Annotated in this window: 15 protein-coding genes; 7 read left to right on the top strand and 8 right to left on the bottom strand. The window is 61.5% G+C overall.

Annotated features, from left to right (window positions below; genetic code table 11):
- Positions 1-51: 51 nt before the first annotated feature.
- Entirely contained in the window at positions 52-372 is a 321-nt protein-coding gene (locus ACYU8T_RS03620) for a hypothetical protein (protein WP_097092831.1), read from the top strand.
- Between the two features lie 34 nt (positions 373-406).
- Here the strand turns inward: ACYU8T_RS03620 and ACYU8T_RS03615 are convergent, their stop codons facing one another.
- From ACYU8T_RS03615 to ACYU8T_RS03605, 3 genes are all read right to left on the bottom strand, one after another.
- Positions 407-1,177 (bottom strand): ABC transporter permease, encoded by a 771-nt coding sequence (locus tag ACYU8T_RS03615; protein WP_097091901.1) that lies wholly within the window; start codon positions 1,175-1,177, stop codon positions 407-409.
- On the bottom strand, positions 1,174-2,106 hold the full coding sequence (locus ACYU8T_RS03610) for an ABC transporter ATP-binding protein (protein ID WP_461158534.1): 933 nt from the start codon (positions 2,104-2,106) through the stop codon (positions 1,174-1,176). The genes ACYU8T_RS03615 and ACYU8T_RS03610 overlap by 4 nt, the downstream gene beginning before the upstream one ends.
- A 64-nt stretch (positions 2,107-2,170) precedes the next feature.
- Complete coding sequence (locus ACYU8T_RS03605) at positions 2,171-2,800, bottom strand: class I SAM-dependent methyltransferase (protein ID WP_097091903.1); 630 nt, start codon at positions 2,798-2,800, stop codon at positions 2,171-2,173.
- 360 nt (positions 2,801-3,160) lie between these two features.
- On the opposite strand from ACYU8T_RS03605, the gene ACYU8T_RS03600 reads away from it, so the two are divergent.
- A complete protein-coding gene (locus ACYU8T_RS03600; RefSeq protein WP_097091904.1) occupies positions 3,161-3,463 on the top strand; it encodes a glycine zipper 2TM domain-containing protein in 303 nt (100 codons plus the stop codon).
- 72 nt (positions 3,464-3,535) lie between these two features.
- Here ACYU8T_RS03600 and ACYU8T_RS03595 read toward each other — a convergent pair whose 3' ends face one another.
- The gene (locus ACYU8T_RS03595) at positions 3,536-3,814 is read right to left on the bottom strand and encodes a hypothetical protein (RefSeq protein ID WP_097091905.1); all 279 of its coding nucleotides are present in this window, start codon (positions 3,812-3,814) and stop codon (positions 3,536-3,538) included.
- Positions 3,815-3,956: 142 nt separating this feature from the next.
- Positions 3,957-4,364 (bottom strand): EVE domain-containing protein, encoded by a 408-nt coding sequence (locus tag ACYU8T_RS03590; protein WP_201514539.1) that lies wholly within the window; start codon positions 4,362-4,364, stop codon positions 3,957-3,959.
- A 109-nt stretch (positions 4,365-4,473) separates the two neighbouring features.
- On the opposite strand from ACYU8T_RS03590, the gene ACYU8T_RS03585 reads away from it, so the two are divergent.
- A complete protein-coding gene (locus ACYU8T_RS03585) occupies positions 4,474-5,379 on the top strand; it encodes an isopenicillin N synthase family dioxygenase (protein WP_461159737.1) in 906 nt (301 codons plus the stop codon).
- Positions 5,380-5,391: 12 nt separating this feature from the next.
- Here the strand turns inward: ACYU8T_RS03585 and ACYU8T_RS03580 are convergent, their stop codons facing one another.
- Complete coding sequence (locus tag ACYU8T_RS03580) at positions 5,392-5,775, bottom strand: dihydroneopterin aldolase (RefSeq protein ID WP_201514541.1); 384 nt, start codon at positions 5,773-5,775, stop codon at positions 5,392-5,394.
- 93 nt (positions 5,776-5,868) lie between these two features.
- Between ACYU8T_RS03580 and ACYU8T_RS03575 the strand changes: the two genes are divergently transcribed.
- From ACYU8T_RS03575 to ACYU8T_RS03560, 4 genes are read left to right on the top strand one after another with little or no spacing between them, the layout of a single operon-like run.
- Positions 5,869-6,405: a GNAT family N-acetyltransferase gene (locus ACYU8T_RS03575; protein ID WP_461158533.1), complete on the top strand. Its 537-nt coding sequence runs from the start codon at positions 5,869-5,871 to the stop codon at positions 6,403-6,405.
- Positions 6,406-6,448: 43 nt separating this feature from the next.
- On the top strand, positions 6,449-7,015 hold the full coding sequence (locus tag ACYU8T_RS03570; RefSeq protein WP_461158532.1) for a DUF1285 domain-containing protein: 567 nt from the start codon (positions 6,449-6,451) through the stop codon (positions 7,013-7,015).
- Positions 7,012-7,623, top strand: a complete 612-nt coding sequence (locus ACYU8T_RS03565) for a CoA pyrophosphatase (RefSeq protein ID WP_097091909.1) — start codon at positions 7,012-7,014, stop codon at positions 7,621-7,623. The genes ACYU8T_RS03570 and ACYU8T_RS03565 overlap by 4 nt, the downstream gene beginning before the upstream one ends.
- Positions 7,604-8,815 carry a CCA tRNA nucleotidyltransferase gene (locus ACYU8T_RS03560; protein WP_461158531.1) on the top strand — a complete coding sequence of 404 codons (1,212 nt, stop codon included), beginning with the start codon at positions 7,604-7,606 and terminating at the stop codon, positions 8,813-8,815. The genes ACYU8T_RS03565 and ACYU8T_RS03560 overlap by 20 nt, the downstream gene beginning before the upstream one ends.
- Here ACYU8T_RS03560 and ACYU8T_RS03555 read toward each other — a convergent pair.
- Both ACYU8T_RS03555 and parC read right to left on the bottom strand, forming a co-directional pair.
- On the bottom strand, positions 8,779-10,530 hold the full coding sequence (locus ACYU8T_RS03555; protein WP_097091911.1) for a putative bifunctional diguanylate cyclase/phosphodiesterase: 1,752 nt from the start codon (positions 10,528-10,530) through the stop codon (positions 8,779-8,781). The two genes, ACYU8T_RS03560 and ACYU8T_RS03555, sit on opposite strands and share 37 nt — an antisense overlap.
- Positions 10,531-10,614: 84 nt before the next feature.
- Positions 10,615-12,903 carry a DNA topoisomerase IV subunit A gene (gene parC, locus ACYU8T_RS03550; RefSeq protein WP_097091912.1) on the bottom strand — a complete coding sequence of 763 codons (2,289 nt, stop codon included), beginning with the start codon at positions 12,901-12,903 and terminating at the stop codon, positions 10,615-10,617.
- Positions 12,904-12,925 lie beyond the last annotated feature (22 nt).

Here is a 12,925-nt window from a genome sequence, read left to right as displayed (position 1 = left end):
CGGCGCACAAAGCAATTGAAGACAGCCTGCGAATCGGTAATGACGACAATCATGACTGCCCCGACGACCATTTTCGAAGCCATCGCGCTCCAGAAATGCCTCAAGGCGACCTATAACAAGATGGTCGTCAAGCTGGCGCCCCACATCCTCTACACGCGCCATGATGAGATGTTCATCGACGCTGTCACCGTGGAGCGTGAAGGCGGCCCGCCGCGCGAATTGAAGCTCGGCACGTTCAAGCTCGCGGGCCTCAACGACGTCTCCATCCTCGATGAGACGTTCGAGGCCATGTACGGCCTCTACAATGAGGATGACGACAAATATAAGGGCGTGACCCTGTTCGCCGTCGCGCCTGAAAGCGCGGCCGCCTGACAATTTAAGGAGCGGCCACGCGGCGCCGCTCCTGTCATTTCTTCAGCCGGTAACCTGTCCGGAAAACCCATCCGATGGCGGTCAGGCACACTGCCAGCATCGCGGCGATGAAGAGCAGGCTGAACTCAATCCCCACATCGCCCCGACCGAAGAAGGTCCAGCGGAAACCCGACACCAGATAGACGATCGGGTTGAACAAGGTGATCGTACGCCAGGGCTCGGCCAGCATATGGACCGAGTAGAAGGCGCCGCCGAGGAACGTCATCGGCATGATCAGCAGCATCGGAATGACCTGCAACTGCTCGAAGCTTTGCGCCCAGATGCCCAGGATAAATCCGAACAGGCAGAAACTGACGGCGATCAGCACCATGAACGCCGCCATGGCGACAGGATGTTCGACATGGACGTCGACAAACAGATGGGCCGTCACGAAGATGATCGTTCCGACGCTCAATGACTTGGTGGCCGCCGCGCCTACATAAGCGATGACGGTCTCGGTCGCCGACACGGGCGCGGAAAGCAACTCATAGATGGTGCCCGCGAATTTCGGCATGTAGATACCGAAGCTCGCATTGAAGATGCTCTCGGTGAACATCGACATCATGATCAGACCAGGCACGATGAAGGCGGCATAGTCGATGCCGTCGATCTGCGTCATCCGCGATCCGATCGCCCCGCCGAACACGACGAAATAGAGCGATGTGGTGATCACCGGCACAAGCAAGCCGGTCAGCAGGGTACGGCTGAACCTGTGCAACTCGAACTTGTAGATCGACCAGATGGCCCGATAGTTGAACCCGCTCATGCCGCCTTCTCCTGATGGACCAGGCTGACGAAGATATCTTCCAGGCTGCTCTGCTGCGTGTTGAGATCCTTGTAGCCAATGCCAAGGTCGCCAAGCCTGCGCAGCAGCGACGATACGCCAGTCCGCTCCGCCCGCGTATCGAACACATATTCGATCTCGCTTCCATCGGACTTGAGCGCCAAATCCCATTCGCCAAGTTCCGGCGGGATCTGCGTCAGCGGCTGGGCCAGCGTTACCGTGAGGCTCTTCTTCCCCAGCTTCTTCATAAGCGCGGTCTTCTCTTCGACCAGGATCAGCTCGCCCTTGTTGATCACGCCCACCCGGTCGGCCATTTCCTCGGCTTCCTCGATATAGTGGGTCGTGAGAATGATGGTGACGCCGGTTTGCCGCAATTCACCGATCAGCTTCCACATGTCGCGGCGCAGTTCGACATCGACGCCAGCCGTCGGCTCATCCAGGAACAGCACGCGCGGCTCATGGCTGAGCGCCTTGGCGATCATCACGCGCCGTTTCATGCCACCCGACAATTCAAGCATCTTGTTGTTGCGCTTGTCCCACAAGGACAGGTCGCGCAGCACCTTCTCGATATAGGCGTCGTCGCGCGGCTTGCCGAACAGCCCACGGGAAAAGCGCACGGTGTCGATCACCCGCTCGAACGCATCGGTGTGCAGTTCCTGCGGCACCAGCCCGATAACTGAGCGCGAGCCACGATAGCTGCGCACGATGTCATGCCCGGCGACCGTCACGCTGCCGCCGCTTGGCCGCACATTCCCGCAGATGATGGAGATCATCGTCGTCTTGCCCGCGCCATTGGGGCCCAGCAGGGCGAATATTTCGCCCTCCTCAATTTCCAGATCGATGCCCTTAAGTGCCTGATATCCCGAAGCGTAGCTTTTCTTCAGCCCGGACACGGTAATGATGGACGCCATGCGCGCGAATGCCCCTCTTTATCTGCACGCCTAGATAAGGTCGCACGGCCTGTGCGCAACCGGACTATTCCCCGCGGCGGTGAAAGCGGAAGACGGTGGCGGGCGGAAAGTTGCGCACCGTCTGTCCCACGCGCGCGACTTCAAGGTCCAGCGCGTGCAGCACGTCGCGGCTGACAGGCGGGCGTGTCGAATAGGTGAACTGGATGAAATTGCCGCCCGGGCGCAGCATGCGGAACGCTTCGGACAAAATATCAGCGTGCATATGCCGGTCCATCGCCAGCAAGGGCAAGCCGCTCACCACCGTCTGATATTGGCCCGGTTCACCGGCCGCCGCCGTCGAAACGATCTGGGCGGGCGTTTCCAGCACCGACACATGAGGAAAGTGCCGCCGCAGGCCGCGCGCAAAGGCCGGATTGATTTCCACCACTTCGAGCTTCTCAGGCGCCAGGCCCGTTTGCAGGATCGCGCGGGTGAACACGCCAGTGCCGCCGCCCAGCTCCATCACCCGGCCATCCGACGGATCGATATGGGCCACCATCAACCGCGCGAGGTAGCGGCTGCTCGGCACCACCGAGGCCGTCTGGCGCGGCTTCTTTACCCAGGCCGCGAGGAAATCGAGATACTCCGTCGCCCGCGCGCGAAATTCGCTTCGGGGCATGGTGATGGCCCGGCCACGTTTGGACTTGTCATGCATGAGCGATAGTTGACCGGGAACATGTCATCGCGACTCCCCTTAGCGAGCCCGGCGCGCGCCGTCGATTGGCTTTAACATGTCTGTAGATCGCAAATTTTTCACTTGCGCGGCACCCGTCGCATTTTTCGTGAAAGTCCTCGGGTAAGCGCCATTAATAAGAGCATCGGACCAGGCACGCAGGCGCTGAACTCCACGATCCAGCCGATTTATGGCTCCCGATCGCCGCATCGCGCTCAACCAGCCACATTTATCCAAGAAATTCCGTCTATATTTCAGTATCTTAGCTCGTTGCCGCAGGTTCATGCAACCTCGTCCACTATCGGCGGGTTCAACAGCAAATCATTGTTTCGGAGGAGAATTATGCGCAAAGCCATTATCGCCCTGTCGGCCCTTTCGATGGCCATCCCCGTCTCCATGGCTATCCCCACGGATGGCGCCAGCGCCCGCGACGGTTACCGCTATCGCGAATGGCGTGGCCGTGACGGACGCATGTATTGCCGCAAGTCGAACGGCACGACCGGCTTGATCGTCGGCGGCGTGGGCGGCGCGCTGCTCGGCCGCGCCATCGATACCCGTGGCGATCGTGCGACCGGCACGATCCTAGGCGCTGCCGGTGGCGCGCTGCTGGGCAAGGAAATCGACAGCAAGCGCCGCTGCCGCTAATCTACTAATGCACAGCAAAGGGCGGTTCCCCGACCGGGAGCCGCCCTTTTCATATATGGTAAGGATGGGCGCTTATTTTGAAGCGGCGCCGCGGGCTTCTTCAACCTTGAAGGCAACCGGCTGACCGCCCGACACGCCAGACACCTTGCCCTTGCGAACGGCTAGGTTGAACGCCACGGCATCGGGATAGCGGCGGCCGGAAATCTGCTGCCCGGTCTTGGTATCCTTCACCTCATACACATAGGTGTAGCCTTCATGGGTGAAGCGCTGCTTGGCTTCTTCAGCTTGAGCGGGTGCCAGAGCGGCAGCGATGGTGGCAACTGCACCGGTAAGAATGAATTTCGACAGCATTCGCATAGGTTTTCTCCTTGTGAATGCCGATCAAACACCTCTGCATCTTCTTGTTCTGTTGGCCGCCAGCCTATGCGCAAGCCACAGGCCTGCAATCGCAAAAAACGGATCACCAGTTGCGGTTGACGCAACCGGCGGAACTTCACGCCTCGGACAGGGAAAGGATGTGACGGAACTGAGCTTCGGTCAGGGGAGCAACCGACAGACGCGATTGCCGCAGCATTACCATATCGGCCAGCGCCGGGTCGGCCTTCATCGTCTTCAACGTCACGGGCTTTTTGAGTTTCCGTTCGGGAGCGACATGTACGGCGATCCACTTGCCGCTTTCATCGGTACTGTCGGGAGCCGCTTCCTCGACGATCTTCATGATGCCGACCGCTTCGACACCGATATTGCTGTGGTAAAAGATCGACAGATCGCCCTTGCGCATCGCCTTCATGTTCAGCTGCGCCGCATGGTTGCGTACACCGTCCCACTCGGCCTTTCCTTTCTCGACTAGGTCGTCATAGGAAAAGACATCGGGTTCAGATTTCATGAGCCAGTAGTTCATGACCGCCTCCTTGCCTCAGCCGAAGGGGACGATCAAGGATCGGACCGTCATTTGAAAGGAAAGCCGAAACTTGCCGCACGCAACCCTGGACCAGGTCCCGCTGCTGTCGATGACAGCGATGACGAAGCAGGATTTTGCGGCCGCGCTCGGCGATTCGTTTCGGGAGTTCGGCTTTGCCATGGTGAAGGACCATGGCATGGACGCCGCCCTGATCGAGGATGGCTGGCGGATCGCCCGCGCCTTCTTCGCCCTGCCAGATGATGTGAAGCGCCGCTATGACGCCAGCGGCAATGGCGGCCAGCGGGGCTACACGGCATTCGGACGAGAAATCGCCAAGGGCGCGAGCGAAAATGACCTGAAGGAATTCTGGCATGTCGGCCGCGATCTGCCCGGCACACATCGGCTGACCGCCACCATGCCCGCCAACATATGGCCGAAGGAAATTCCATATTTCCAAGAGCTTTTAATCCGTCTCTATGATGAGTTCGATCGTATCGGCGCTGAACTGCTGGCTGCCATCGCCCTTGATCTCGGGCTACCGGAACGCTGGTTCGATGATGCTATCGAAGACGGCAATTCGATCCTGCGCCTGCTGCACTATCCACCTGTTTCGGCAGAAGCTCCGGGCATTCGTGCTGCCCCGCATGAGGACATCAACCTTATCACCCTGCTGCTCGGCGCAGAAGAAGGCGGGCTCGAAATCCAGGACCGCCAAGGTAACTGGCTGCCCGTCATACCCCCGCCCGGCGCGCTGGCGATCAACGTCGGCGACATGCTCCAGCGGCTGACCAACCACCGCCTGCGATCAACCAGCCACCGCGTCGTCAATCCTCCGCCGGAAAGGCGCGGCATGGCTCGCTATTCCATGCCCTTCTTCCTGCACCTGCGCCCAGATTTCCTGATCGATCCGCTGCCGCAATGCGTCGATGCCGACCACCCCCGCCGCGATCCGCCCATTACCGCGCACGACTATCTCGTCGAGCGGCTGCGCGAGATCGGACTGGTGAAAGGCTGAGCGCCTGCCAGCCTATTTGCGCCACCGGCCCAAGGTGATGCCGATTTCTTCGCCCTTCTCGCTCAGCGCTAGTTTTATGATCTTAACTTCGACCTGCAACACCTTGTCATCCTGAAGAAAAATGGTGTCGATAATATGATCGGCTACCGCTTCGATCAGCGTGAAATGCTGCCCCTCCGGCAACGCAGCCGTGGCCGCATGCTTCAAGTCCATGTAATTTTTCGAGCGGGATAGCGGCGTATCCAGCTCATAATGATCGGCGACCTTCAACCGCGCGCGGATGGATATGCGCAGCGGCTGCGGCAGATGGGTTTCTTCCGAATAGATGCCCGTCAGGACATCGACGTCCAGATGATTGACCTCCAGCGTCAGAAAATCGTCAAATCCGCTGTTCATGGCTTTCCTGCTGCTGGCGATGGCCAGAATAGACTTTAATTTTGCGGAGCAGGCGCTAATCCCGCCGCTCCCGGCGCGGTCCATGCGCCATTGATGGCGGATCGGCAAGACGTGTCTCATATTGTGCCCCTCAACATCGTGGCGGAAGAGGCGATCGAGCGGCTGCTCGACGCAGCCTTCGGCCCCGATCGCCACAGCCGCACCGCCTATCTGATCCGGCAAGGGATGCCGTGGGTGCCGGAGCTTTCGTTCGGGATGATGGACGAGCATGGGGAACTGGTAGGATCGCTGCAAAGCTGGCCGGTCGCCCTCACCCATGCCGACGGAACGCAGACGCCCCTCATCATGGTGGGTCCCGTCGCCGTGTCACCGGCACTTCAGCGGACCGGCCATGGCCGTGCATTGATGGACGCGGTCGTCAATGCAGCCCGCGCCCATCATAGCGAGCCCCTGATGATGATCGGCGATCCGGAATATTATGGCCGCTTCTGGGGCTTTTCCGCCGCGGCCACTGGCGGCTGGACATGTCCCGGCCCTTATGAAGCGCGCCGCCTGCTCGCCCTTTCGGCCGATGGCGCGGCGATCGGGGGAGTAGGCATGCTTGGACCGCGAATCACCGCGCCGGTTTGATTTCCCTTTTGCCTTCGCCGCCGCGTGATCCTATCTCGGCGGCATGCCGATGGACCCACTGCCCGATCTCGCAAGCCTGTCTCTCGCCGACATAGTTCGCCTGGCCGAGGAAAAGCGGCTGCCGCCGGTCGACAAGTGGAACCCCGATCATTGCGGCGACAGCGAAATGCGCATCGCCCGCGACGGCACATGGTTCCATCAAGGCTCGCCGATCGGCCGTGAGACGATGGTGCGGCTCTTTTCCACCATCCTGCGGCGTGAGAGCGATGGCTCCTATGTTCTTGTAACACCTGTAGAAAAGCTTTCCATTGAGGTGGAGGATGCGCCTTTCCTCGCGGTCGAGCTTAAAAGCGAGGGCGAAGGCCGCAGCCGCGCTCTGGCCTTTCGCCTCAACACCGGTGACCTCATCGCCGCAGGGCCCGAACACCCTCTGGTCATCCGGGAAACACCAGACGGCCCGCACCCCTATCTTCATGTGCGCGGCGGACTAGAGGCATTGGTCAACCGCAGCGTCTATTATGAGTTGATGAACCTTGCGCTTGATGAAGCGAACGATCATGTCGGCTTGTGGAGCAATGGCGCCTTCTATCGGCTGGACGGTTGCGCATGAGCCTGGCCGACCGGCTGCGATCCGCGCTGGCGCAAGGACATGCGCGTGAAGTCGGGCTGACGACATCGGACACGCGCGATCCCCGCATCGATGGGGAGCTTGTGCTCGCGCCTGCCGCCGTGCTCGTCGCCATCACCGACCGGCCCGAGCCCGGCCTTATCCTCACAGAGCGCGCGGCTTCCCTGCGCAAGCATGCGGGGCAGATCGCCTTCCCGGGCGGCCGCGTGGATCAGGAAGACGCCAGCGAGATCGCCGGTGCGCTGAGAGAAGCGCAGGAGGAAATAGCGCTGGCTCCCGACATGGTGGATGTGATCGGCACGACCGACCGCTATCATACCTTCACCGGCTTCGACATTGTCCCCGTACTGGGTGTGATCCCCCCGGACCTGCCGCTGACACCTCAAGCGGACGAGGTTGCCGATTGGTTCGAACTACCCCTCTCTTTCGCTCTGGACCCCGCCAACCGGATCAAACATGCCGTTCAGTTTCAGGGGGTTGAGCGGCATTATTATGAAATCATGTGGAACGGTCGTCGCATCTGGGGCATCACTGCGGCCATCCTTGCCAATCTGTCGCGGAGGCTCGACCTTGACCGCCTTGTTGCCTGACGCCGACTGGCGCCACCGGCCCGGCCTCGATGGCCTGCTCGCCGCGCTTGGGGCCGATCAGGGCCTTGCCCGCTATGTCGGGGGAGCGGTGCGCGACGGGCTGCTGGGGCTTCCCGTCAACGACCTCGACATCGCCACCGCGCTGGAGCCGCAGCAAGTTGTGGAGCGGCTCAAGGCCGCCGGGATCAAGGCGGTGCCCACCGGCATCGATCATGGCACCGTCACCGCCGTGATCGCGGGATGGCCTGTTGAAATCACCACCTTGCGCCGTGACGTCAGCACGGACGGACGCCGTGCGACTATCGCCTATACCGCGGACTGGCGCGAGGATGCCGCCCGGCGTGACTTCACGATCAACGCCCTTTACGCCGATCCCTACACCCATGAAGTGACCGATTTTTTCGGCGGCGTCGATGATCTGCGCGCAGGCCGCGTCCGCTTCATAGGCAGCGCCGCTGAACGCATCGCGGAGGATCATCTGCGCATCATGCGCTACTTCCGTTTTCTCGCCCGCTTCGGACGCGGCACGCTGGACGAAGACGCCTATGAGGCCTGCAGCGCCGCCGCCAACAGCCTCATGGCTCTGTCGCGCGAGCGGATTGCCGACGAACTGCTGAAGCTGCTTGCCCTTCCCGACCCGCTCGCTTCGCTCCACCTGATGGTCGAAGGTGGCATTTTTCGTCCCGTACTCCCCGAAATCGGCACGGACGGACTTGCGCGGGTAGAACAGCTTGTGGCGCGCGAGATCGAGGCGGCTGTCCCGCCCGCCGCCCTGCGGCGCTTGGCCGCCCTGCTGCCTCCCGATGCTCGAACGGCCGATGCGGTAGGCGCACGGCTGAAACTGTCCAACAAGGCCCGCAAGCGTCTCAGCGTGGCTCTTGAAGCGATGGCTCCCACAGTTCCGGCCAGGGCACTTGCCTTCCATGTCGGTGTGGAAGGCGCGATTGATCGGCTCCTGCTCGACCCCTCATCACCGATCGACAGCATTGCCCAACTCGAAGGCTGGACCCCGCCTCAACTGCCGATCGGCGGGGGCGCCCTCATCGCGCGCGGACTGACGCCCGGTCCTGACGTGGCCAAAGCCCTGGGGGAAGTCCAACGCATCTGGGTAGAGGAAGACTTCCCGGAGGAAGGCCGTGTCGACCAGATCGCGGATCAGATCGTTTCGAAATTCCAGCGGGCCCGCCAATAATCGAACGCCTCATTTTCCGGCATCGGGCGCGCGAAATAAAAGCCTTGCCCATGACCGCAGCCCATGGATTGCAGCGCGTGGGCCAGTTCCTGCGTCTCGATACCCTCGGCCGTCACATGCAGGTTCAATGATTCGGCCAGCGAGAGAATCGTACGGACGATCGCCTGCTTGTCCTTGTCTTCCAGCATGGTGGACACGAAGCTGCGGTCGATCTTCAAAATGTCGATCGGCAGGCTGTGCAAGCTGGCAAGGTTGGAATAGCCCGTGCCGAAATCGTCCATCGCGATCGGCATCTGGAGGTCTTTCAGGGCCACCAGCAGCTTGCGCGCCTTGTCCGGGTCGGCGATGATCGCGCTTTCCGTCAATTCGACGGTCAGGCGCTTGCCCGACACGCCAGAATAGCGCAGCGCTTCCTCGAACATCGACGCCACATCGTCGCGCGCCATCTGGATCGGGGACAGGTTCACATTGATGCCGACCGGCAGAGCCTGCCCGAACTTGGCGTCCCACCGGCTGAGCGCCTGCGCGGCCTCATAGGCCGCCCACCGCCCAAGCGGCGTGATCAGGCCGCTTTCCTCTGCCACCGCTATGAACTCGCAAGGCGACACATTGCCTAGGTCAGGATCATTCCAGCGGGCGAGTGCCTCGAACCCCGTGATCTCGCCCGTCTGCAACTGGATCAACGGCTGATAGGCCAGCGTCAGATCGCCCTGCGCCAAGGCCGTCCGGAGACGGCTTTCAATCGAAAAACGCCGCTGCGCTTCCTTCAGCACCCCGTTACGGTAGATTTCCACCTTGCCGCTGCGCTTGGCGATCTTCACCGCCGCCTGCGCCTTGCGCACCACATCGTCAGGATCATCATCAAGGCTGGTCGAAAGCGCACAGCCGATCGCGCAGTCCACCCGGATCTGCAAATCACTCAGGCGGATCGGCGAGTTCAGCGCATCCTTGACCCTCTGAACGATATGAAGACAGTCCGACAAGCCATTGTTCAAACGCGCGAATATGGCAAAATCGTTGCCGCCGATCCGGGCCAGCACATCGCCCTGCCGCAGGTTGGACTTCAACCGTTTGGCGACCGTGATCAGCAGCTCGTCGCCAGCCATGGGACCTAGGGATTCGTTGACGCGGCTGAACCGGCTGAGGTCGATCGCGATGATCCCGAACTGCGAATTGCCCGCCCAAGGGGTATTGCGCAGCCGGTCGTCAATCTCTTCGCCGAAACCTGTCCGGTTGGGCAACGCTGTCAGCCCGTCCGACAATAATTCCCGCCGCAGGTTGCGTTCGGTGACGCGGTCGCTCGTCCGGTCCATCGCCGTGAACAGGATGAGGTTCACCCCCTCCTCATTCGAAGGCAGCAGGCCAGCCGTACAGGAGAAATATTCCGGCCCCAACGGCCCATCACGCCGCAGTTCAAACGATGAAGAGACATTGTCGGCGAGCGCAACCTCAAGGATTCGCTCTCGCCAATCCTGGCAATAGGGCATTTCCGCGTCGGGATCGCTGCTTTCCAGGAAGCTGCTATAGAAAGTCTTGTTGACAGAAACGAGCTGCAAGTCATTGCCTTTGAAGCACAACATGGCCGCTGCATGCGGCACGGCCTCCAGCCAATGCTCCATTTCAGCCCGGCACCGCAGATGCGTGCGTTCGAACCTCGCAAGGAGGTTGTCGTCCAGCCTTTGACTTGGCCGAATACGCACAGGGACCGATTTCATACCCCCGGATTACGCACCAGTGGTAAATTTTCAGGAAACGACGGGATGTCATTTCAAGCAGATAAGCGGATTGTTACGCGATCGTCAAAAGCGGTTGTCTCGCGGAAAGCCGACCGGCGGCATCCGGCCCGCCGCACCGCGCGCCACCCGCCACGGCGTCATATCCGCTTCGGTGCGCGTCCGGCCGCTTTCACCACCCATCGTCCAGCTCAAACCATCGCTCATGCGAAAAGCGACTGCATCCGATAGCCCGCCGTCACGATAGCGCTGCATCTGAACGCCCTGCCCACGTGCCATGCGCGGCATCTCCACCAGCGGAAATACGAGCAGCTTGCGATTTTCACCCACCACGGCGACGCTGTCCGCTTCGGCCGCTATGACATGCACCACCGTCAGCCGGGCTCCGGCCCGCACATTCACCACCTGCTTGCCCTTGCGCGTTTCCGCGATGACGTCCGCCACCGCCGCGACGAAGCCCCTGCCGTCCGACGCCGCCAGCAGCAACTCGCTTCCCGCGCGGGCAGGGAACAGTGCCACAATGTCCCCCTGATCATCCATGTCGACCAGCGACCGCACCGGATCACCAAAGCCGCGTCCGCCCGGCAGCTTGTCCGCACCCAGCGTGAAGACGCGCCCGCTCGCCGTCGCCAGCAGCAGCTTGTCCGTGGTCTGCGCATGGAACGCGATCTTGGGCCCATCGCCTTCCTTGAACTTCAGCGTGTCGGCCGAAGCCAGGTCGCGATGACCGCTCATCGCCCTGATCCAGCCCCGCTCCGACAGAATGACCGTGATCGGCTCACGCTCGATCATCGCCTCCAGCGGAATTTCGCGCGCAGGTGCTGCTTCCTCCACCAAGGTACGCCGCTTGCCCATTTCCGTTTCCGGCGAGTAGCGCTTGCGCAGTTCCGCCAGATCCTTCTTCAATCGGTTGCGCTGGCGCGTTGGGCTTTCGACCAGCTTCGTCAGTTCGTCGCGTTCCTTCAGCAGCTGCGAATGCTCGCGCCGCAGCTCCATCTCCTCCAGCTTGCGCAGCGATCGCAGCCGCATGTTGAGGATGGCTTCGGCCTGCCGGTCGTTGAGCCCGAACTCCTCCATCATCACGGCCTTGGGCTCATCCTCGGTCCGGATGATCTCGATCACGCGGTCGAGGTTCAGATAGGCGATGATATAGCCGTCGAGCAGCTCCAGCCGGGCCGCGATCTTGTCCAGCCGATGGCGCGCACGCCGCACCAGCACGTCGATCTGATGCTTCAGCCACTCGATCAACACCGGCTTCAAACCCAGCACGCGCGGCGTACGCGTGGCGTCCAGCACATTGAGGTTCAGCGGAAAGCGGTTCTCAAGATCGGTAAGCCGAAACAGGCTGTCCATCAGCACTTGCGCGTCGACCGTCCGAGCGCGCGGTTCGATGACGATCCGTATCTCCGCGTCGCTTTCATCCCGCACGTCCGCCAATATCGGCAGCTTCTTGTCATTGATCAGCGCGGCGATCTGCTCGATCAGCTTGGACTTCTGCACCTGGAACGGGATCTGCGTGACGATCGCCACCCACGTCCCACGCCCGCCATCCTCCTTGTGCCAGCGCGCCCGCGTGCGAAAGCTGCCCCGCCCGGTGGCATAGGCTTCCGAGATGATCGAGGGACTGTCCACCAACACACCGCCGGTCGGGAAATCGGGCCCACGCACGATCTGCATCAAATCGGCATGCTCAGCGTCGGGATTGTCGATCAGCAGGCTTGCCGCATCGATCAGCTCGGACACATTATGCGGCGGAATGCTGGTCGCCATGCCGACCGCGATCCCGCTCGCGCCATTGGCCAGCAAGTTGGGGAAAAGGCCCGGAAACACCTCCGGTTCTTCATCCTCGCCATTATAGGTCGGCCGGAACTCGACCGTTCCTTCGTCCAGCCCGGCCATCAGGTCGGCCGCCGCCTGGGTCAGCCGCGCTTCGGTATAGCGCATCGCCGCCGCATAATCGCCGTCGATATTACCGAAATTGCCCTGCCCGTCGACCAGCGGCGTACGCAGCGAAAAGTCCTGCGCCAACCGCACCATGGCGTCATAGACGGAGGTGTCGCCATGCGGGTGATATTTGCCGATGACGTCGCCCACGACGCGCGCGCATTTCTTGTAGGAAGTCGTATTGCGCGCAGGATTGGCGACCAGCACGTCCGGCGGAGCGCCACCCGGCTCCATCCGCAGCAGCCGCATGGCCCAGAGCAGGCGCCGATGCACCGGCTTCAACCCGTCGCGCAGGTCCGGTAGCGACCGTGCGGTAATGGTGGAAAGGGCGTAGACGAGGTAGCGCTGCGACAGCGCCTCATCGAACGGGTGATCCTTGATAGCGTCGAACGGGTCGCGAAAATCGGTCATCGCGATCGGAATAGCAGCGCAA

This window comes from Sphingobium sp. TomMM35A, from assembly GCF_054771735.1.
The sequence above is the reverse complement of the archived record's forward strand: the minus strand, read 5'-3'. Positions and strand labels throughout refer to the sequence as shown.

Bases quoted from the DNA above. Each gene is read 5' to 3' on its own strand.
- ACYU8T_RS03585 (WP_461159737.1), top strand. From the start codon at position 4,474: ATGACAGCGATGACGAAGCAGGATTTTGCGGCCGCGCTCGGCGATTCG.
- ACYU8T_RS03595 (WP_097091905.1), bottom strand. From the start codon at position 3,814: ATGCTGTCGAAATTCATTCTTACCGGTGCAGTTGCCACCATCGCTGCC.
- ACYU8T_RS03580 (WP_201514541.1), bottom strand. From the start codon at position 5,775: ATGAACAGCGGATTTGACGATTTTCTGACGCTGGAGGTCAATCATCTG.
- ACYU8T_RS03590 (WP_201514539.1), bottom strand. From the start codon at position 4,364: ATGAACTACTGGCTCATGAAATCTGAACCCGATGTCTTTTCCTATGAC.
- ACYU8T_RS03575 (WP_461158533.1), top strand. From the start codon at position 5,869: ATGGCGGATCGGCAAGACGTGTCTCATATTGTGCCCCTCAACATCGTG.
- ACYU8T_RS03600 (WP_097091904.1), top strand. From the start codon at position 3,161: ATGCGCAAAGCCATTATCGCCCTGTCGGCCCTTTCGATGGCCATCCCC.
- ACYU8T_RS03570 (WP_461158532.1), top strand. From the start codon at position 6,449: ATGCCGATGGACCCACTGCCCGATCTCGCAAGCCTGTCTCTCGCCGAC.
- ACYU8T_RS03615 (WP_097091901.1), bottom strand. From the start codon at position 1,177: ATGAGCGGGTTCAACTATCGGGCCATCTGGTCGATCTACAAGTTCGAG.
- ACYU8T_RS03565 (WP_097091909.1), top strand. From the start codon at position 7,012: ATGAGCCTGGCCGACCGGCTGCGATCCGCGCTGGCGCAAGGACATGCG.
- ACYU8T_RS03620 (WP_097092831.1), top strand. From the start codon at position 52: ATGACTGCCCCGACGACCATTTTCGAAGCCATCGCGCTCCAGAAATGC.
- ACYU8T_RS03555 (WP_097091911.1), bottom strand. From the start codon at position 10,530: ATGAAATCGGTCCCTGTGCGTATTCGGCCAAGTCAAAGGCTGGACGAC.
- ACYU8T_RS03605 (WP_097091903.1), bottom strand. From the start codon at position 2,800: ATGCATGACAAGTCCAAACGTGGCCGGGCCATCACCATGCCCCGAAGC.
- ACYU8T_RS03610 (WP_461158534.1), bottom strand. From the start codon at position 2,106: ATGGCGTCCATCATTACCGTGTCCGGGCTGAAGAAAAGCTACGCTTCG.
- parC (WP_097091912.1), bottom strand. From the start codon at position 12,903: ATGACCGATTTTCGCGACCCGTTCGACGCTATCAAGGATCACCCGTTC.